The sequence below is a fragment of the Leifsonia poae genome (genome assembly GCF_020009625.1).
Classification (GTDB): Bacteria; Actinomycetota; Actinomycetes; order Actinomycetales; family Microbacteriaceae; genus Leifsonia; species Leifsonia poae_A.
On record NZ_JAIHLP010000002.1, the window covers coordinates 139,604 to 157,907 of the forward strand.

General features: G+C 67.5%; 22 protein-coding genes and 1 pseudogene. 17 read left to right on the forward strand and 6 right to left on the reverse strand.

Annotated elements, in window-relative coordinates:
- Positions 1 to 14: 14 nt before the first annotated feature.
- The gene (locus K5L49_RS01325; RefSeq protein WP_223690243.1) at positions 15 to 827 is read right to left on the reverse strand and encodes a CHAD domain-containing protein; all 813 of its coding nucleotides are present in this window, start codon (positions 825 to 827) and stop codon (positions 15 to 17) included.
- Between the two features lie 30 nt (positions 828 to 857).
- Between K5L49_RS01325 and ftsY the strand changes: the two genes are divergently transcribed.
- The 4 genes from ftsY to ffh are packed head-to-tail and all read left to right on the forward strand — an operon-like array spanning position 858 to position 4,500.
- Positions 858 to 1,733 (forward strand): signal recognition particle-docking protein FtsY, encoded by an 876-nt coding sequence (gene ftsY / locus K5L49_RS01330; protein ID WP_223690244.1) that lies wholly within the window; start codon positions 858 to 860, stop codon positions 1,731 to 1,733.
- 8 nt (positions 1,734 to 1,741) lie between these two features.
- The gene (locus K5L49_RS01335) at positions 1,742 to 2,245 is read left to right on the forward strand and encodes a DUF2004 domain-containing protein (protein WP_223690245.1); all 504 of its coding nucleotides are present in this window, start codon (positions 1,742 to 1,744) and stop codon (positions 2,243 to 2,245) included.
- A gap of 8 nt (positions 2,246 to 2,253) precedes the next feature.
- Positions 2,254 to 2,919 carry a GNAT family N-acetyltransferase gene (locus K5L49_RS01340; RefSeq protein WP_223690246.1) on the forward strand — a complete coding sequence of 222 codons (666 nt, stop codon included), beginning with the start codon at positions 2,254 to 2,256 and terminating at the stop codon, positions 2,917 to 2,919.
- Between the two features lie 12 nt (positions 2,920 to 2,931).
- Positions 2,932 to 4,500 carry a signal recognition particle protein gene (gene ffh, locus K5L49_RS01345; protein WP_223690247.1) on the forward strand — a complete coding sequence of 523 codons (1,569 nt, stop codon included), beginning with the start codon at positions 2,932 to 2,934 and terminating at the stop codon, positions 4,498 to 4,500.
- 30 nt (positions 4,501 to 4,530) lie between these two features.
- On the opposite strand, the gene trxA is transcribed toward ffh, so the two are convergent.
- The 3 genes from trxA to K5L49_RS01360 form a co-directional block, all read right to left on the reverse strand.
- Positions 4,531 to 4,905 (reverse strand): thioredoxin, encoded by a 375-nt coding sequence (trxA, locus tag K5L49_RS01350; protein WP_223690248.1) that lies wholly within the window; start codon positions 4,903 to 4,905, stop codon positions 4,531 to 4,533.
- A 64-nt stretch (positions 4,906 to 4,969) separates the two neighbouring features.
- A complete protein-coding gene (locus K5L49_RS01355; RefSeq protein ID WP_223690249.1) occupies positions 4,970 to 5,668 on the reverse strand; it encodes an SGNH/GDSL hydrolase family protein in 699 nt (232 codons plus the stop codon).
- A complete protein-coding gene (locus K5L49_RS01360; protein WP_223695212.1) occupies positions 5,665 to 6,801 on the reverse strand; it encodes a glutamate--cysteine ligase in 1,137 nt (378 codons plus the stop codon). The genes K5L49_RS01355 and K5L49_RS01360 overlap by 4 nt, the downstream gene beginning before the upstream one ends.
- Positions 6,802 to 6,981: 180 nt before the next feature.
- Here K5L49_RS01360 and rpsP point away from each other — a divergent pair, with 180 nt between their 5' ends.
- From rpsP to rimM, 3 genes are read left to right on the forward strand one after another with little or no spacing between them, the layout of a single operon-like run.
- Positions 6,982 to 7,461 (forward strand): 30S ribosomal protein S16, encoded by a 480-nt coding sequence (rpsP, locus tag K5L49_RS01365; protein ID WP_223690250.1) that lies wholly within the window; start codon positions 6,982 to 6,984, stop codon positions 7,459 to 7,461.
- A gap of 2 nt (positions 7,462 to 7,463) precedes the next feature.
- Positions 7,464 to 7,700, forward strand: a complete 237-nt coding sequence (locus K5L49_RS01370; protein ID WP_223690251.1) for an RNA-binding protein — start codon at positions 7,464 to 7,466, stop codon at positions 7,698 to 7,700.
- 1 nt (position 7,701) lies between these two features.
- The gene (gene rimM, locus K5L49_RS01375) at positions 7,702 to 8,358 is read left to right on the forward strand and encodes a ribosome maturation factor RimM (protein WP_223690252.1); all 657 of its coding nucleotides are present in this window, start codon (positions 7,702 to 7,704) and stop codon (positions 8,356 to 8,358) included.
- A 49-nt stretch (positions 8,359 to 8,407) separates the two neighbouring features.
- On the opposite strand, the gene K5L49_RS01380 is transcribed toward rimM, so the two are convergent.
- The gene (locus K5L49_RS01380) at positions 8,408 to 9,070 is read right to left on the reverse strand and encodes a GntR family transcriptional regulator (RefSeq protein WP_223690253.1); all 663 of its coding nucleotides are present in this window, start codon (positions 9,068 to 9,070) and stop codon (positions 8,408 to 8,410) included.
- Between the two features lie 92 nt (positions 9,071 to 9,162).
- On the opposite strand from K5L49_RS01380, the gene K5L49_RS01385 reads away from it, so the two are divergent.
- Together K5L49_RS01385 and trmD are read left to right on the forward strand one after the other, a co-directional pair.
- A complete protein-coding gene (locus K5L49_RS01385) occupies positions 9,163 to 10,335 on the forward strand; it encodes an MFS transporter (protein WP_223695213.1) in 1,173 nt (390 codons plus the stop codon).
- Positions 10,336 to 10,345: 10 nt separating this feature from the next.
- Positions 10,346 to 11,049, forward strand: a pseudogene (gene trmD, locus K5L49_RS01390) (tRNA (guanosine(37)-N1)-methyltransferase TrmD).
- 110 nt (positions 11,050 to 11,159) lie between these two features.
- Here trmD and map read toward each other — a convergent pair.
- Positions 11,160 to 11,924: a type I methionyl aminopeptidase gene (map, locus tag K5L49_RS01395; RefSeq protein WP_223690254.1), complete on the reverse strand. Its 765-nt coding sequence runs from the start codon at positions 11,922 to 11,924 to the stop codon at positions 11,160 to 11,162.
- An 85-nt stretch (positions 11,925 to 12,009) separates the two neighbouring features.
- Here map and K5L49_RS01400 point away from each other — a divergent pair, with 85 nt between their 5' ends.
- The 8 genes from K5L49_RS01400 to K5L49_RS01435 all read left to right on the forward strand — a co-directional run bounded on the left by K5L49_RS01400 (position 12,010) and on the right by K5L49_RS01435 (position 18,302).
- Complete coding sequence (locus tag K5L49_RS01400) at positions 12,010 to 12,498, forward strand: hypothetical protein (protein WP_223690255.1); 489 nt, start codon at positions 12,010 to 12,012, stop codon at positions 12,496 to 12,498.
- 188 nt (positions 12,499 to 12,686) lie between these two features.
- Positions 12,687 to 13,037, forward strand: a complete 351-nt coding sequence (gene rplS, locus K5L49_RS01405; RefSeq protein ID WP_223690256.1) for a 50S ribosomal protein L19 — start codon at positions 12,687 to 12,689, stop codon at positions 13,035 to 13,037.
- An 86-nt stretch (positions 13,038 to 13,123) separates the two neighbouring features.
- The gene (lepB, locus tag K5L49_RS01410; protein ID WP_223690257.1) at positions 13,124 to 13,870 is read left to right on the forward strand and encodes a signal peptidase I; all 747 of its coding nucleotides are present in this window, start codon (positions 13,124 to 13,126) and stop codon (positions 13,868 to 13,870) included.
- A complete protein-coding gene (locus tag K5L49_RS01415; RefSeq protein ID WP_223690258.1) occupies positions 13,867 to 14,529 on the forward strand; it encodes a ribonuclease HII in 663 nt (220 codons plus the stop codon). The genes lepB and K5L49_RS01415 overlap by 4 nt, the downstream gene beginning before the upstream one ends.
- A 29-nt stretch (positions 14,530 to 14,558) precedes the next feature.
- Positions 14,559 to 14,882 carry a DUF2469 domain-containing protein gene (locus K5L49_RS01420; protein WP_055893100.1) on the forward strand — a complete coding sequence of 108 codons (324 nt, stop codon included), beginning with the start codon at positions 14,559 to 14,561 and terminating at the stop codon, positions 14,880 to 14,882.
- 16 nt (positions 14,883 to 14,898) lie between these two features.
- The gene (locus tag K5L49_RS01425) at positions 14,899 to 16,281 is read left to right on the forward strand and encodes an MFS transporter (protein WP_223690259.1); all 1,383 of its coding nucleotides are present in this window, start codon (positions 14,899 to 14,901) and stop codon (positions 16,279 to 16,281) included.
- Between the two features lie 111 nt (positions 16,282 to 16,392).
- Positions 16,393 to 16,749, forward strand: coding sequence for a YraN family protein (locus K5L49_RS01430; RefSeq protein WP_223690260.1), 357 nt, complete (start codon positions 16,393 to 16,395; stop codon positions 16,747 to 16,749).
- Positions 16,749 to 18,302 carry a YifB family Mg chelatase-like AAA ATPase gene (locus K5L49_RS01435; RefSeq protein WP_223690261.1) on the forward strand — a complete coding sequence of 518 codons (1,554 nt, stop codon included), beginning with the start codon at positions 16,749 to 16,751 and terminating at the stop codon, positions 18,300 to 18,302. Before K5L49_RS01430 ends, K5L49_RS01435 begins: the two co-directional genes overlap by 1 nt.
- The last annotated feature ends 2 nt before the right edge of the window (positions 18,303 to 18,304 follow it).

Genomic DNA, 18,304 nt, shown 5'->3' on the forward strand with positions numbered 1-18,304 from the left:
GCGTGTGGACTTCCTCAGGCGGCGGTGATGGCCGTGAACTGTTCGGGGAGTGTGCTCAGGATGCCGGCCGACTGCGCGGCACAGTCGGCCGCGAGGCGCGTGAGCGCCTCCGCTTCCCCAGAGTGCATCGCGGGTGCCGCGGCCCGGCGCACGAGGAACTCGGACAAAAGCTGAAGGTCGCGCGCCCTCCCCAGCGACTCCTGCAGGGATTCGGCCGCGGCAGCGAGCCTCACGGCCGAACGCCCCAGTACATCGACGGATGCCTCGGCAGCGTAGCGGAGTCGCCGCGCGGCCTTCCGCGCTTCATGCAACCGGTCGGCCGTGTCGTCGGGGCCAAGCGGCTTGATCGCCGCTGCCGCTCGGGCCAGTGCGCGACGTGCGAACCGGCGTGGGTGCTTCTGCCCGTGCTCGCCCAGCGGCGGCGCGGATGCGAACGCCTCCAGCTCGGCGAGGAGTTCGCGGCGATCGGCTCGGCGGAGGTCGGCGAGCAGCGAGAGACGGGCGGATTCGGCGGCCGAACCGGACTCGTCGGCGATGCGGAGTAGCACATCGTCGCCGTCGTTCCCGGTGCCGGCCGCAGCGAGCCCGGAGAGAGCGCTCGCCCTCACCTGCAGGTCGCGGACCTCGCCGAGGGCCGTGCTGAGCTCGCGAAGCCGCTGTCGCAGGCGACGGGCCGCCGTGCTTTGGAAGGCGCGGCGGTAGACCTGGAGCACACTGCGCAGGCGCCGCACCCGGGTGCGCGCCTGGTGCACCGCGTCGTCACCCGTCTCCTGCACGGCGACGAGCTGTTCGGCCAGCTCGGCCGACAGCGCCACGAGGGAGAACATGGTCACACCGTAACAACTAGGCTCGTGCCCATGGCAGAACGCACTCCCTGGTCGCTGTCGAGCGCGCTTCGCGGCATGTTCTCGAAGAAGACGATCGATGAAGACACCTGGGACGACCTCGAAACGGCGCTCATCACCGCGGACTTCGGACCGGATGTGACGGAGGCCATCGTCGCCGACCTCCGCGCGAAGGTCGAACGGTACCGCACCACCGACCCGGCCGATCTGCAGCGGATGCTGCGCGAGAGCCTGGAGGAGCGGCTTTCGAAGCTCGACACCACTCTCAAGCTCAGCGAACGTCCTGCGGTCGTGTTGGTCGTCGGGGTCAACGGCGTCGGCAAGACCACGACGATCGGCAAGTTCGCGAAATTCCTGCGCACCTACGACCGCACCGTCATCGTCGGAGCCGCAGACACCTTCCGTGCGGCGGCCGTCGAGCAGCTCGCCACCTGGGCCGACCGCGCCGGTGCGCAGATCGTGCGCCCGCAGCAGCAGGGGCAGGATCCGGCCTCTGTCGCCTTCCAGACCGTTGAGCGCGCCAAACAGGAGGGGATCGAGATCGCCATCATCGACACCGCCGGTCGCCTGCAGACCAAGGGCGGTCTGATGGATGAGCTCTCGAAGATCAAACGCGTCGTCGAGAAGCAGGCCCCGATCTCGGAGGTGCTCCTCGTGCTCGACGCGACGACCGGCCAGAATGGGCTCTCCCAAGCGGAGGCTTTCATCGAACACGCCGGTGTGACCGGGCTCGTGCTCACCAAGCTCGACGGGTCGGCCAAGGGCGGATTCGTGCTCGCCGTGCAGGAGAAGACCGGCATTCCGATCAAGCTCGTCGGGCAGGGCGAGGGGATCAACGACCTCACCGGTTTCACGCCGCACGTCTTCGCGCAGCAATTGGTGGGGTAGGGAGCGACATGGCCATCGAACACGACTATTTCGGGATCATCGACGAGACGGCGAGCGGCGGTCTGGCCTGGTCCGACAGCATCGACGTCACCGAGCAGGTGGTGGAGGTCGACCTCCTCGCCGACGATGAGGCCGCAGTTCCGGCATTCGCACTGGATGCGGCGGCCTCGCTCATCCATGCGCTCGACGGCTTCGACGCCCGAGCCCGTGATGCGCTGATCGCCGAGCTCAGTTCGCGGGCGTCGGCGACGACGACCTACATCGACAGCCACGTGGAGAAGCTCGGCGACAGCCTGGTGGAGCTCCTCGTGCACAATTCGGGCGACATCGCTGTCGATGTGCTCCGCTCGCTCCAGCTGCTGCGCGTGGTCATCCAGCCCGACCACGCCGACGAAGACGAAGTGTTCGCCACCTTCGACTATTCGATCAGTCCGGACGAGACGGATGCGCTGCTCACCGTGAGCTTCGACTTTCGCGGGGATGTCGTCTCGATCGACACGCAGGACGAATGAGCGCCTTCGTGCCCATCGAGGATCAGCGTCCTCGCGATGAGCCCTGGCAGGAGTTCGGTTGGCCGCTCGACCCGAACGCGGAGCTGCACGGTCGGGTCGTGACGCTCACCGGGGTCCACGATCCCGAGAAGGACGCCGCCGAGCTGTTCGCCGCGCTTGACGATGATCGCGTCTGGGCTTTCCTCGCGGGCCGGCCCGCCTCGCCGGCGGCGCTGGCCGAACAGCTGGCGGCTCTCAGCGATCCCGGGCCCCAGTTCCAGTGGCTCGTGCGCACTTCCGTGCCCATCCGCGGCCTCGCCGTCGGGACCGTGATCGGCAAGACCTCCTATCTCGACATCGTCGCCCAGGATGCGCGCCTCGAGATCGGGTCGACGGCGTATGCGCCCTCGGTGTGGGGGTCGGCCGTGAATCCGGAGACCAAGCTCCTGCTTCTCGGCTACGGGTTCCAGACGCTGCGAGCGGGGCGGATCCAGCTGAAGACCGATGTGCGCAACGAGCGCTCGCAGCGCGCGATCGACCGCTTGGGGGCGCGTTTCGAGGGCGTTCTGCGTCGGCATATGCGGCGTGCGGACGGAACCCTGCGCGACACCGTGCTGTTCTCGATCCTCGCCGAAGAGTGGCCGGAGGTACGCGGGCGGCTGAATGAGCGCGTGCTCTCAGCATCCGACCGTTAAACTGGCTGGATCATGGCTACTTTCGGATCGCTGTCTGACCGCCTCGCAGACACCTTCAAAAACCTCCGCACCAAGGGAAAGCTGTCGGCCGCCGACGTCGACGGCACCGTCCGGGAGATCCGGCGCGCGCTGCTCGACGCCGACGTCGCGCTCGATGTCGTCAAAGACTTCACCGGCAAGGTGCGCGAGCGTGCGCTGAGCGACGAAGTCAACAAGGCGCTGAACCCGGCCCAACAGGTCGTGCAGATCGTCAACGAAGAGCTCGTCGCCATCCTCGGTGGCCAGCAGCGACGCCTGCAGTTCGCGAAGAAGCCGCCGACCGTCATCATGCTCGCCGGCCTCCAGGGCGCGGGTAAGACCACCCTCGCCGGCAAACTGGCCAAGTGGCTCGTCAAAGACGGGCACACGCCCGTGCTCGTGGCCGCCGACCTCCAGCGCCCCAATGCCGTGACCCAGTTGCAGATCGTCGGCGAGCAGGCGGGCGTTCCGGTGTTCGCGCCCGAACCGGGCAACGGCGTCGGCAATCCGGTGAAGGTCGCCAAGGAGGCGCTGAAGTTCGCCGAGACCAAGCAGTACGACACGGTCATCGTCGACACGGCCGGTCGTCTCGGCGTGGACGCCGAGCTGATGAAGCAGGCCGCCGACATCCGCAAAGCCGTCGACCCCGACGAGGTGCTCTTCGTCATCGACGCGATGATCGGTCAAGACGCGGTCGCCACGGCGAAGGCGTTCCAGGAAGGCGTCGACTTCACCGGTGTCGTGCTCTCGAAACTCGACGGTGACGCCCGCGGTGGCGCCGCCCTCTCCGTGGCCTCGATCACCGGCCGGCCGATCATCTTCGCCTCCACCGGCGAGGGGCTCGACGACTTCGAGCCGTTCCACCCCGACCGCATGGCCAGCCGCATCCTCGACCTGGGTGACATCCTCACCCTCATCGAGCAGGCGCAGGACGCGTTCGACGAAGACGAGGCGCGCAAGGTCGCCGAGAAGTTCGCCACCGACAGCTTCACGCTCGACGACTTCCTCAAGCAGATGCAGCAGCTGCGCAACATGGGCTCCATCAAGAAGATGATGGGGATGCTGCCGGGTGCCGGCGCCATGAAGCAGCAGCTCGACAACTTCGATGAGAAGGAGATCGTGCGCACCGAGGCGATCATCCAGTCGATGACCTCGGCCGAGCGCACGACGCCGAAGCTGTTGAACGGCTCCCGCCGGTTGCGCATTGCGAAGGGGTCGGGCAGCACGGTCACCGAGGTGAACCAGCTCGTCAACCGCTTCGAACAGGCCGCGAAGATGATGAAGACCGTCGCGAAGGGCGGGGTGCCGCAGGTTCCGGGCATGGGCCCGATCCCTGGCGCCGGCTTCAGCGGCGGCCGTGGCAAGCAGCAGGTGAAGAAGAAGGGCTCCAAGTCTGGCAACCCGGCGAAGCGGGCGGCGGAGAACGCCGCGATCGCCTCCGGCGCCAAGCCGGCTTCCGGCGGTGCCGCCGGCTCGGGCTTCGGCCTCGGAGCGGCCGGCGCGAATCCCGGAGGTCCGAGCGAGGAAGAGCTCGCCTCGCTTCACAAGCTCCTCGGCCGCTGATCGGGTTCGCGCCCGCTCGGGCGCGGCCGATCAGCGCGCTTCGTGCTCGGCCCTCTGCTTCTCGTATTCGGCGCGGAGCGGCTCCATGTCGAGCGCGCGCAGCTGGCCGATGAGGTCTTCCACAGCCTCTGCCGGCAGCGCTCCCGCCTGGGAGAACAGCGGGATGCCGTCACGGTATGCGACGAGCGTCGGGATCGACTGCACGCCGTAGGAGGCAGAGAGATCCCGCTCGGCTTCAGTGTCGACCTTTCCGAAGGTGATGTCGGGATGCTGCTCGGACGCCTTCTCGAAGACCGGAGCGAACATCCGGCACGGGCCGCACCAGCCTGCCCAGAAGTCGAGGAGGACGATGCCGTCGGCGACGGTGTCGTCGTGGTTCTGCAGGGTGATCTCTGTGGTTGCCATGCCGGGTCCAACACACGACGACGCCCGGGTGTTCCCGAGGTCGCATCCGGTGAAATGTCGGACGCTAGAGCGTCGGTGTGACCGAGGCGAGTTTCGAGTCGATCACTTTGGCCACCACATCCTGCCCGCCGGCGTTCGGGTGGATGTGGTCGGATTGCACCCACTCCGGGTGCCCGACGAGAGGGAAGCCGATGTTGAGGTAGGTGCCGCCGACCCCGTCGACGGCCTTGCCGACGATGCCGTCGACGCGGGTCATCGTCGTCGGGGGCCGATCGTCGCCCCAGATCGCGGTGATCCCGATGATGTGGGCCTTCGGAAAGGCGGAGTGGAGTGTCGCCAGCATCTCTGCGCTCTTCTGCTCGACGACGGCCGGATCTTCGTCGCGGTCGTTACGGGTGGCGGCGATGAGAATGTAGTCGGGGTGGGCGTGCAGTGCACGCTCGACCTGCTGCTGGTACGTCGTGCCGTTCCAGCCGGGATGCACGAAGCCCGAACCGCTGACGGCCAGATCGGTGAGTCGCCACTTGTGGGCTGCCGCGACGAGGGCAGGCCAGGCCTCGTCGGGTCGCACACCCTTCCCGAAGGCGATCGAGTCGCCGATGGCCACCGCTTCCGGCCGGCCCTCGGTGAGGGCGGGACCGGGCGCGCCGACAGCGGCGACGGGATGCTGCACGGGTGCCGACGAGCAGCCGGCGAGCAGGAGCGCCGCAGCGGCCGCCGCGATGAGCGCCGCAGGCCGGAGGGTGCGGATCAGGACGTTCACCGGGGGAGTCCGTTCCGCAGCTCATGCGTGAGGGAGCTGACCACCGCCTGAAGGCTTCCGCCGTTCGTCTCGGCGACCGCCAGCTGGCGCTGGTAGCTCGCGCCATCGCGCACGATCACGTCGACGGTCTCCAGCTCGGCCACGCATCCGAGGCGCTCCGCCACCGGCGAGAGGTCGACGACGAGGTCGCGCAGGTCGTCGGTCACGTTCCGCTGTCGTCCGTCGGGGGCGACGATGATGTCGGCGTCGAGGCCGTAGCGCGCGGCCCGCCACTTGTTCTCGCGCACGAACCACGGTTGCAGGGTCACCGGTTCCTCCCCGCGGTCGAGTTGCTCCGACATCCGGTCGGTGAGGCAGTGGATGAGGGCGGCCACCGCCCCCACTTCGTCGGCCGTGGAGAGACCGTCGCAGGCGCGCATCTCGACGGTGCCCCATTTCGGAGATGGGCGAATGTCCCAGCGGACCTCAGAATGGTCGGTCACGACCCCGGTGGTCACCAGATCCTGAACATACTCCTCGTAGTTGGCCCAGCTCCCGAACTGCCACGGGAGCCCCGCCGTCGGGAGCTGCTGGAACATCAGGGCGCGATTGGAGGCGTACCCGGTCTTCGCTCCGCCCCAGAACGGGCTGGAGGCGCTCAGAGCCTGCAGATGGGGGTAATAGGTGAGCAACCCGTTGACGATGGGCAGCGCCTTGTCGCGTTCGTCGATGCCCACATGCACGTGGATGCCCCAGATCATCATCTGGCGGCCCCACCACTGGGTGCGGTCGAGGAGACGTTCGTAACGCTCGTTGGGGGTGACTTTCTGGTCGTACCACTGGGCGAACGGATGCGTACCCGCGCACATCAACTCGACGCCGAGCGGGTCGGTCACGTCGCGCACCAGCGCGATCAGCTCCTGCAGATCGACGATCGCCTCCGGAACGGTGTGGTGCACGCGGCTCACCAGCTCCACCGTGTTCAGCAGCAGCTCATGGGTGATCTGCGGGTGTTCCACGCCGTCGTCGGTTCCCAGCTCGCGCAGCACTTCTTCGGCGATGTGAACGAGGTCTCCGCTCGCCGCGTCGACGAGCCCGAGCTCCCACTCGATCCCGACGGTGGACCGTTCGGATTCCGAGAATTCGATCTGCATGCGGGTCGTCCCGTTCATCCGATTATTCAAGGGCGGCGATATCTGACAGAATAGCTAGTTGAGTTCCGTCCCGCCCGACCCTCTAATCAGGTTGGATGGAAACCCTAGACCTCCTGCCGAGTGTGCCCCCACGCTCACGGCAGTCAGTTCGTCGAACATCTCATACAACACAGGAGAATTGTGGCTGTCAAAATCCGTCTGAAGCGCCTCGGCAAGATTCGCGCACCGTACTACCGCATCGTCGTCGCCGACTCGCGCACCAAGCGCGATGGTCGTGTCATCGAGGAGATCGGTCTGTACCACCCCACCGAGGAGCCTTCGGTCATCCAGGTCGACTCCGAGCGTGCGCAGTACTGGCTCGGCGTCGGCGCCCAGCCGAGCGAGCAGGTTCTCGCCCTGCTCAAGCTCACGGGCGACTGGGGCAAGTTCAAGGGCGACAAGGACGCCGTCAGCACGGTGAAGACCAAGGAAGCCAAGGTCGAGTTCCAGGTCGACGAGAAGAAGAAGCCGGTGCTGAAGCCCAAGGCCGAGAAGCCGGTCGAGAAGGTCGCCGAGGCCGTCGTCGAAGCCGAGGTCGAGGCCGAGGAGGCCGCTGAGGCCGAGGTCGTCGCCGAGGCCGAGGTCATCACCGAGGCCGCTGCCGACGGCGAGAAGGCGTAGCCTTGCTCGCTCCCGCACTGGCGCACCTCGTGAAGGGGATCGTCGATCACCCGGACGACGTGCACGTCGTTGCAAAGAGTTCGCCCCGCGGCGAGGTCCTCGAGGTTCGTGTGAACCCCGAGGACCTCGGCCGGGTCATCGGCCGGGCCGGCCGCACCGCCAAGGCGCTGCGCACGCTCGTTGCCGCGCTGGCCGATGGACGTCGCGTTCGCGTCGACGTCGTCGACACCGACGACTGAGGTGGCCGACCACAAACTGCCCCCGAAGGATGCGGCGCGGTCCGACCAGACGCAGCTGCGTGTCGGCCGGCTGAACAAGGCGCACGGGTTGAAGGGCGCCATCAAGGTCGAGTTGTACACGGACGAGCCTGAGAAGCGATTCGTTCCGGGAGCGGTCTTCACCCTGCAGGTGCCGACCGCATCCAAATGGCACGGCAAGACCCTGGAGCTCGTTGAGCTCCGCTGGTACAACGGCCACGCCGTCGGGTTCTTCAAGGGAGTCGACGACCGTTCCGAGGCCGAGACGCTCGTGAAGGCGATCCTCTGGGTCTCACAAGACCCGAAAGAGCTGCCCGAGGAGGACGACGCCTGGTATGACCACCAGTTGGTCGGCCTGGATGCGTTCCGCGACGGCGTGAAGGTGGGTCTGGTGGCGCGCGTCGATCACCTTCCCGCGCAGGATCTATTGGCGATCAAGACCGCTGATGGCGAGGTCCTGGTCCCGTTCGTCAAGGCGATCGTTCCGGAGGTCGACCTGGCCGCCGGGACCCTCACGCTGACGCCGCCCGCCGGCCTGTTCGAGGAGCTTCCCGATGAGGAACTCCCCGATGAGGAGCTCCCCGGCGACGAGCTTCTTGAAGAGGGGCTCGACGGGTCGCCGGACGCCCAGCCCGAGTAGCGTTCCGCTGATGAAAGCCCCGACACATGTCGGGGCTTTCATCGTTCGGTCAGCCGATGATCGCGAGCCCGCGCGCCCGCAGGGAGCGTGTGTCTGCTCCGAGCGCCGCCAGCAGTCGTTCATGTGTCGCGACGATGTGGTGGTGGATGCGGTCGGCTGCAGCCTCGGCGTCCCGGGCCGCCACGAGGGCCACGATGTCGCGATGCTCCTCCCAGGCCGTGCGCCGTGTCGTCTCCGTGCGCACTTCGAGCCAGCGGGTGCGCGCCAGTCGGGTCATCGCCGAGTCGACCGTGTCGGCGAAGAAGTGGTTGCCCGACAGGCTCGCGAGGTCGACATGGAAGTGGGTGCCCGCGCGCACGCCGTCCTCGTTCGCGCCGTGGAGGCTGTCGTCGTCGAGACGGAGTTGCAGGGCCGCAATGGCGTCGTCGGTCGCGCGGGCGCAGCTGAGGCGGACGGCGGCGGTCTCCACCGCATCCCGCAGTTCGCTCAATCGTGTGATCTCGCCGAGGTCGATCGGGGAGACCTGCCAGGCGCGGCCGTCCCTTTCCACGAGGCCGTCGGCTTCGAGGCGCATGAGGGCGGCTCGCAGCGGGGTGCGGGATGCGTTCAGTTCGGTCTCGAGGCCGCGTTCGGTGAGCCGACCTCCCGGCACTCGTTCGAGGTCGAGGATCTGCGCGCGCAGCCTGTCGTAGACGTGCGTCTGTTCGGGCATCCGGGAGCCTCTCGTTTGGTATACCGCCGTGGTATACCGCTAGGGTATACCACGTGACCTCCACCCTGACGCGAACGCCCCGACCCTGGCTGATGCTCAGCTTCGGTGTTGTGGCCCAAGCCAGTTCGACCGTCTTCGTCAGTACGCCGGCCTTCCTCATCCCGCTGCTTCACACCGAGCGCGGGCTCTCGTTGGGAGAGGCAGGGCTCCTGGCCTCCGCCCCGACCCTCGGGCTCGTCATCACGCTCATCGGCTGGGGTGCGCTCAGCGACCGCATCGGGGAACGCCGGGTGATCGCCTCCGGTCTCGCCATCACGGCGCTTGCCGCATTCGCCGCGATGTTCGTGAGCGACTACATCGGCCTCGGCGCCCTGTTCCTGATCGGCGGGATGGCCTCGGCGAGCCCCAATGCGGCGAGCGGTCGCGTGGTGATCGGCTGGTTCCCGAAAGAGCGGCGCGGGCTGGCGATGGGGATCCGGCAGATGTGCCAGCCGCTCGGCGTCGCCGTGGCGGCGCTGACGATTCCGCAATTGGCCGCCTCCGGTGGGATCGCATTGGCGCTGGTCGTGCCGGCGGTGCTCTGCGCCGTCTCCGCCGTACTGTGCGCGATCGGGATCGTCGACCCGCCGCGACCCCCACGACGCGCCGCAGACGGGGACGGTGCGCATCCCCTCGCCGTCTGGCGACCGTATCGGGAGACATCGCTGCTGTGGCGCATCCACGGAGTCTCGATGCTGCTCGTGGTGCCTCAGTTCACGCTTTCCACCTTCGGCCTGGTCTGGCTGGTCACACAGCTGCAGTTCTCGTCGCTCGCCGCCGGTATCGTGATCGGCGCGAGCCAGTTCGCCGGTGCGATCGGCCGCATCGGCGTGGGGGTTCTGAGCGACCGGGTGGGCAGCCATCTGCGCCCGCTGCGCTGGGTGTCCCTGGCAGCCGTGGCGGTGATGCTGCTGATGGCGGCAGCCGCCTCCCTCGGCATGGTCTGGGCAGCGGTGATCCTCATCGTCGCCGCGATAGTGACCGTGGCGGACAACGGACTCGCGTACACTTCGGTGGCCGAGATCGCCGGGCCGTTCTGGTCAGGCCGCGCCCTCGGCGCCCAGAACACCGGCCAGTTCCTCGCGGCCTCGGTCGTCGGCCCGGCCGTCGGCGGACTCATCACCCTCATCGGCTACCCGTTCGCATTCGCCGCCGTCGCACTCTGCCCGGCGATCGCCGTACCGCTCGTCCCTCACGACAAAGAGCTGGCGGTCGTGACGCACTAGGCTTTTCGTCATGCGCATCGACATCGTCACGATCTTCCCCGAGTTCTTCGATGTGCTCGACATCTCGCTGCTCGGAAAGGCGCGTCAGACCGGGATCATCGACCTGGGCGTGCACAATCTGCGCGACAACGCGCACGATCGGCATCGCACAGTGGACGACACGCCGTACGGCGGCGGCGCTGGAATGGTGATGAAGCCGGAGCCCTGGGGCGAAGCGATGGACGGCATCCTGGCGGAGAGCCCGGGGATCCGCTCGTGATCTTCCCCTCGCCCGCCGGCGATGTGTTCACCCAGGCAATCGCCCGCGAGCTCGCCGCCGAGAGACATCTGGTCTTCGGCTGTGGTCGCTACGAGGGCATCGATCAGCGTGTGTTCGACGACACCGCGTCCCGGGCCCGAGTGCGGCTCATGAGTATCGGAGACTACGTGCTCAACGGCGGAGAGGTGGCGACGATGGCGATGATCGAGGCGATCGGCAGGCTCATTCCGGGGGTCGTCGGCAACCCCGAGAGCCTGGTGCAGGAATCCCACGAGGACGGTCTGCTGGAATACCCGAGCTACACCAAGCCGGCCGTCTGGCGGGAACGCGAAGTGCCCCCCATCCTGCTCTCCGGCCACCACGGCGCGATCGCATCCTGGCGCCGCGAGCAGCAGCTCGCCCGCACGCGCGCCGTGCGCCCCGACCTCCTACCGCCTGACCGACCCGAGTTCTGACCGCTGCGGTCAGCGGATCTCGTGCGTCAGCGCTCAGTGACAGCGCTTAGAGACAGTGCTCTGAGCGACAGCGCTCTGAGTGACAGCGCTCTGAGTGACAGCGCTTGGTGTCAGCGCGCGGTGAGGACGAGGGGGCCTTCGGCGGTGATGGCGACGGTGTGCTCGGAGTGGGCGCCGCGGGAACCGTCCGCGCTGCGCAGGGTCCAGCCGTCGGAGTCGGTGACGATCTCATCGGTCGTCTCCAAAAGCCAGGGCTCGATGGCGATGACGAGACCGGGCCGCAGCGGATAGCCGCGACCGGCGCGGCCCTCGTTGGGCACATGGGGATCGCCGTGCATCGTGCGACCGACACCATGGCCGCCGAACTGGGTGTTGACCGAGTAGCCCTCGGAGTGCGCGACGGCCGCGATCGCCGCCGAGATGTCGCCGATCCGCCCGCCGGGCCGGGCCGCATCGATGCCGGCGGTCAGCGCGCGTCGCGTCGTCTCGATGAGACGCAGATCCTCGTCGCGGGCCGAACCGACCACGATGCTCACGGCCGAGTCGGCCACCCAGCCATCGACGGATGCGGCGAAGTCGAGACTCACGAGGTCTCCGTCGCGCAGACGGTAGTCGTGGGGGAGGCCGTGCAGTACGGCGTCGTTCACCGAGGTGCAGATGACTTTGCCGAACGGGCTCGCCCCGAACGACGGGTGGTAGTCGATGTAGCACGATTCGGCGCCGGCGCCCCGGATGAGGTCGTGCGCCAGGCGATCGAGCTCGAGCAGGTTCGTCCCCACCTTCGCCGCCGCGGCGGTTCGCGTCAGCACATCGGCCACGAATCGGCCGGCCGGCCGCATCTGCTCGATCTCGGCGGGGGTCCTCAACTCGATCACGGGTTCTCCTTCGGTCGCCTCCAGCATTTCACGCCCTCGGCGAACCCGCAGCCGCTGCACAGGCGCACGCGGATACGCTGAAGTCGTGTTCATCCGCAAGGCGTTCTATTGGTGGCTCTTCCCGTCCGCCGTCGTTCTGCCTGTGTGGCTGCTGATCGGATGGGCGATCTTCCATCCATCCGGGTGGACCTTCCTCGGGCTCCTCGTCATCTGCCCGATCCTGTTCGTGGCGCAGCTCGCGATCGGTGGCATCATCGCCGCGCGTAAGACGGCGCGCGAGGAGCGGGCCGTCTCCTGGATCGACGTGGGTCTGCTCACCCTGTGGCACGCCTCGATCGTCGTGTTCGGCTGCTTCCTGCCGGGCGTCTCGGGCTGGATCGCCGTCGTCGGCGTTCTGCTGGGGCTCGCGACGTTCTGGGTCTCGCTCTGGGAGCTGGTGACCGAGGCGCGCCTGCGCGTGAAGCAGACGTTCGACGCGTACGAGCGCGCGGCTCAGCCGAATACTGCCCGGTCTGCGAGCGTCGTCGACGGCGGTGAGTTCATCGTGATCGAGGAGCGTCGGGACGAACGCTGAGCGGGATCGCTTTGGCAAACCAAGCCGGTTCATGGCAGAATCGTTGTTTGTGCCGCGGCCACGCTCTGCCACAGGGGAGCCAGCTCTTCTCGCGGACACTCCTCAACCGATAACGTCGGTCGTCACCGCTGCGTGAACGACCCCAAGTCCGTCCTCGACCTGTGGCGGGTACAGAGAGCGAACCAGCCATGCATATCCTCGACCAGGTCGATGCCGCTTCCCTGAAGCAGGACATCCCGGCCTTCCGCGCCGGAGACACCGTCAAGGTGCACGTCAACATCATCGAGGGAACCCGCTCTCGTGTCCAGGTCTTCCAGGGCGTCGTCATCGGCCGCTCGGGCGAAGGCGTCCGCGAGACCTTCACCGTCCGCAAGGTCAGCTTCCAGGTCGGCGTCGAGCGCACCTTCCCGGTGCACTCCCCGGTGATCGACAAGATCGAGATCGTCACCCGCGGTGACGTCCGCCGCGCCAAGCTGTACTACCTGCGCGAGCTTCGCGGCAAGAAGGCGAAGATCAAAGAGAAGCGCGACAACCACTAAGGCGAACGCGCCTCGACTCGCTGTTCGCAGCCAGCCGCCCCTGAGCTCCCGGTCCCCTACACTGGACCGGGAGCTCAGGCGGTTAAATGACGGAAGAAGCAATGCCCACCCGATCCGACAGGGTGGCGAAGGAGCGGCGCGGAAAGCGCCGGAGCGCGAAACTGTTCGTGCGGGACATCCTCATCATTTTCGTGGTGGCGGTGCTGGTGTCGTTCCTCATCAAGACGTTCGTGGTGCGGTCTTTCTACATCCCGTCAGCGTCGATGCAGAACACGCTGCAGATCAACGACCGCATCATCGTGAATGAGCTCGAGCCCGGCCTGGTGCCCATCAGCCGTGGCGATATCGTCGTCTTCCGCGACCCGGGCGGCTGGCTTCCCCCGCAGCCGCCGAGCACCCAGAGCCCGATCTCGGCCGCCATCGACTCGGCGCTGACCTTTATCGGTCTCTCCGCCTCCGACAGCAACGACCATCTGATCAAACGGGTCATCGGGCTGCCGGGCGACCACGTCAAATGCTGCAACGCCCTCGGCCAGGTCACGGTAAACGGAACGCCGCTGAAAGAGCCGTACATCGTCATCCCACCCGGCCAGACGAACGCGGCTACACTCAGCTTCGATGTCACTGTGCCGAAGGGCGAGCTCTGGGTGATGGGGGACAACCGCTACAACTCGCAGGACTCGTCGCGCAACCAGAATCTGCCAGGAAAGGGCTTCGTGCCCGTCGACCATGTCGTGGGTCGTGCCTTCGTGATCAGCTGGCCTGTGAGCCGGTGGACCTGGCTCGGCAACTACCCGGACACCTTCCGCGGCATCGAGAACGAGCAGAAATGACCCCGATCAGCCCGACTCTGCGATACGAGCGCTCGCTCTATCGCGAGGGCGTGACGTCGATCATCGCCTGTGACGAGGTCGGGCGCGGCGCTCTCGCCGGTCCGGTCGCGGTGGGCATGGTGGTCATCGACAGTACGGTCAAGCGGATGCCGACGGGACTGCGCGACTCGAAGCTGCTGCCGGAGCCGGCTCGGGAAGCACTGGAGCCTCTCTGCCGAACCTGGGTGCTTCACTCCGCCGTCGGACTGGCCTCGGCCGCCGAGGTGGACTCGCTCGGGATTATGCGCTGTCTCGGCCTGGCGGGCGCCCGCGCCTTGGCGCAGTTGGAAGCCGACGGCGCCCCGACCGCCCGGAGCACCCTCATCCTCGACGGAAACCACGACTATCTGAACCCCGCTCTGACACGACCCGCGCGAGTGGTGACCCGGGTGAAGGCAGACCGCGACTGTGCGTCGGTGGCAGCGGCATCCGTGATCGCCAAGGTGCACCGGGACAGGATCATGATCGGCGCCGATGGCGTGCACCCCGGCTACGGATGGGTGTCGAACAAGGGATACGCGAGCCGTGTCCACCTCGACGCGATCGCCGAGCTCGGCCCCAGTGCGCTGCATCGCCTCACCTGGCTGAAACAGTCGGCCACGCTGCCCATGCCAATATAAGGCGGCGCGCAGCATAGACTTGTCGAACGATGGATGAAGACGAGTTCGACGACTACGACCGTGAGGTCGAGTTGGCTTTGTACCGCGAATACCGGGATGTCGTCTCGCAGTTCAAGTACGTGATCGAGACCGAGCGCCGGTTCTACCTCGCCAACGAGGTGGAGTTCGTGCGTCGGGACACCGAACACGACTTCTACTTCGAGCTGACGATGAACGACGTTTGGGTGTGGGATGTCTACCGCTCCGATCGGTTCGTGAAGTCGGTGCGTGTTCTGACGTTCAAGGATGTCAACATCGAGGAGCTCTCCAGCAAGGAGTTCGAGCTCCCGAAGGAGCTCGCGCTCGACGAGTAGTCGTGGAGGTCGAGGCATGAGCGCGCCCCGGGGGTTCAGCGCCCGCTTCGTCGCTCCTGTTCTGATCGGTCCGATGCTCAACCCGATCAACACCACGATGATCTCCGTCGCGCTGGTGCCGATCGCCCACGACCTGCAACTCTCCTCCTCGGTCGTCATCTGGCTCGTCGCCGGGCTGTATCTTGCCAGCGCGATCGCCCAGCCCACTCTGGGAAAGCTCGCCGACATCATCGGTCCTCGCACGGTGTATCTCGGCGGTCTCGTCGTTGTGCTCATCGGCGGTGTTCTCCCGGCATTCCTCGGCGGATTCGGCGGTGTGCTGGCCGCGCGGGTGCTGATCGGGATCGGCACTTCCGCCGCCTATCCGTCGGCTATGACGCTGCTGCGCGACCGCTCGACCGTGCTGGGGCGGCCGACGCCTCCCGCCCTTCTCTCGGGGCTCTCCATCGCCAGCCTCAGCACGGCGGCGATCGGACCGGTGCTCGGGGGAGTCCTCATCGCCCTCTTCGGCTGGCACTCGATCTTCCTCGTGAACGTCCCGCTCGCGCTCATCGCCCTCGGGATGTCGATCGCCTGGCTCCCCTCCGATCGGCTGCGTCCGCCGATGTCCGATCGCGCGATCGGCGTGGTGGGCGCGCTGAAGGCTCTCGATGTTCCCGGAATCCTTCTGTTCGCGCTCGCGATCGCGAGCCTCCTCGTCTTCCTGCTCGACCTCCGCTCCGGTCTGTGGTGGCTTCTGGCGCTCGCGCTCGTGCTGAGCGGCGCGCTCGTCGCCTGGGAGCTGCGCACCAGAACCCCGTTCCTCGACCTCCGGATGCTCGCCGCCAACCGGCCGCTCACCCGCACCTACCTGCGGCTCTTCCTCGTCTATGTCGCGGCCTATTCGATGTTGAACGGTTTCAGCCAGTGGCTCCAGGGTGCCGCGGGCTTCGGGAGTGAGATCGCCGGCCTCCTGCAGCTGCCGACCGTGCTCCTCGCCGGGGTCGCATCCATCGCCGTCGCGAAGAACACCGCACTCCGATTGCCGCTCGTGCTGGCAGGGGTCCTCCCGTTCGCCGGCGGTGCGCTCCTGCTGACCATCACATCGCAGTCGCCGATCTGGCTGCTGCTCCTCGCGGCCGGGCTCTTCGGGATTCCGCAGGGGTTGGCATCCGTCTCCAACCAGGCCGCGCTCTACCGTCAAGCTCCGCGCGAACAGATCGGGGTCGCAGCCGGCCTCTCGCGCACCTCCGTCTACGTCGGGGCGATCGTGGCGAGCGCGGTCATCGGGCTCGCCTACGGCGAATCGCCGACGGATGCGGGATTCCATGCCATCGCTGTCGTCGTGCTGGTCGCGGCGGGCTCGGCCGCACTGCTGGCGTTGTTCGACCGGTCGCTCTCCTGGAGACGCGCCGACTGACGATCGCGCATCCTTCCTCCACAGGTAGCGCATCCCGCCGGTTCTCCCCAGACCCGTTTCCGAGCGGCCGGCGGCGCGGCCCGCCGACGAAGCTGGTGTCGGGAGGAAGACATGGCAGCGAAAGACGATCTGGGTCGCCGCGGCGAGCTGGTGGCAGCGATGTGGTTCGAAGAACACGGATACACCGTGATCGAGCGCAATTGGCGGTGTCGCATCGGTGAGGTCGACCTCGTCCTGCGCCGAGGCGCCCTCACGGTGTTCGCCGAGGTGAAGACACGCGCCTCCGTCGCCTTCGGGCATCCGTTCGAGGCGATCACCCCCGTGAAGTCACGGCGGCTCCGTTTGCTGGCCGTCGAGTGGTGCCGGGTGCACGAGATCGGTCCCGGCGACATCCGCGTCGACGCGATCGCGGTCATCGACGCATGGAGCGCGACACCGCAGGTCGAGCATCTGAGCGGAATCGCCTGATGTCGCTCGCGCGGACCTTCGCGGTCGCCCTCACCGGCCTGCACGGCGACATCGTTGAGGTCGAAGCCGACATCGCCGCCGGACTTCCCGCCTTCGTCCTGATCGGGCTACCCGACCTGGCGCTCGGTGAGTCCCGAAAACGTGTGGTCGCCGCTGCTGTCAATGCCGGATGCCCGCTCACCCAGCGCAAACTCACGGTCAATCTCTCGCCGGCCGCGCTGCGAAAGCAGGGCTCGGCTTTCGACCTGGCGATCGCCGTCGCCGCTCTGGCGGCGGCCGGTGACATCGCGGCGGAGTCCGTCGCACGGGTCGTGCATCTGGGGGAGCTCGGCCTCGACGGCCGGCTGCGGGCGGTGCCCGGCATCCTCCCCGCGGTCGCCGCCGCCCGCACGGCCGGATTCGATCGCGTGATGGTCCCCGCCGCGAGCGAAGTCGAGGCGCGGCTCGTCGAGGGGATCGAGGTGACCGCAGTGGCTTCATTGCGCGCCGCCGCGATCTGGCACGGCGGAGATCTTCAGCCCGACGCCGTCGAACCTGCCCCGCTGTTCCGATCGTCCGCATCGGAACCCGATGATGACGCCGTCGATCTCGACATGGCCGATGTCGTGGGAAACGACGAGGTCGTCGACGCGCTCGTGGTGGCCGCAGCGGGTGGTCACCACGTGTCGATGGTGGGTCCGCCCGGAGCAGGCAAGACGATGCTGGCGGCCAGGCTGCCGACCATCCTGCCCGACCTCACCGACGAACAGGCGCTCGAGGTCACCTCCATCCGTTCTCTCACCGGCTCCTGGATCGGAGGCGAGCTGGCCCGGAGACCGCCGTTCGAGGCACCGCACCACACGGCATCACCCGCCTCCCTCGTCGGGGGCGGTTCCGGTCGAATCGTACCCGGCGCCATCGTGCGCGCCTCCCACGGTGTTCTGTTCCTCGACGAAGCGGCGGAGTTCCCTGGTCGCGTTCTCGATGCGCTGCGGCAGCCGTTGGAATCGGGGTCGATCACCATCCATCGAGCGAACGGCCGCGCCACGTTCCCGGCACGGTTCCAATTGGTGCTCGCCTCGAATCCCTGTCCATGTGGTCGCTACGGCTCCGTCGACGATGAGTGCACGTGCACGCCGATCGCGCGCCGCCGCTACTTCGGGAGGATCTCTGGTCCTTTGCTCGACCGGGTAGACATCCGGCTCACGCTCCGCCGGCTCGGCCTCGCGGCCCTGCGTGGCGCGAACAGTCGATCGGAGACCCTCCCTCCCGGTCAGTCCAGCCTCGACCTCCGGCACCGAGTCGTGCAGGCGCGCTGCGTAGCAGCCGAGCGCTTGTCCGGAACGCCCTGGCGGCGCAACGCCGACGTTCCAGGACAATGGCTGCGCTCGGCCGGCAGGCGGCTCGCCCCGAGCACTCTGGCCGTGCTCGACCGAGCGCTCGAACGGGGCTCCATCACCATGCGCGGGTACGATCGCACGCTCAGACTGGCCTGGACGCTCGCCGATCTCGACACCGCCGCCAGCCCCGGTGCCCACCACATCGGCGCTGCGCTCTTCCTCCGTCGGGGATGAGC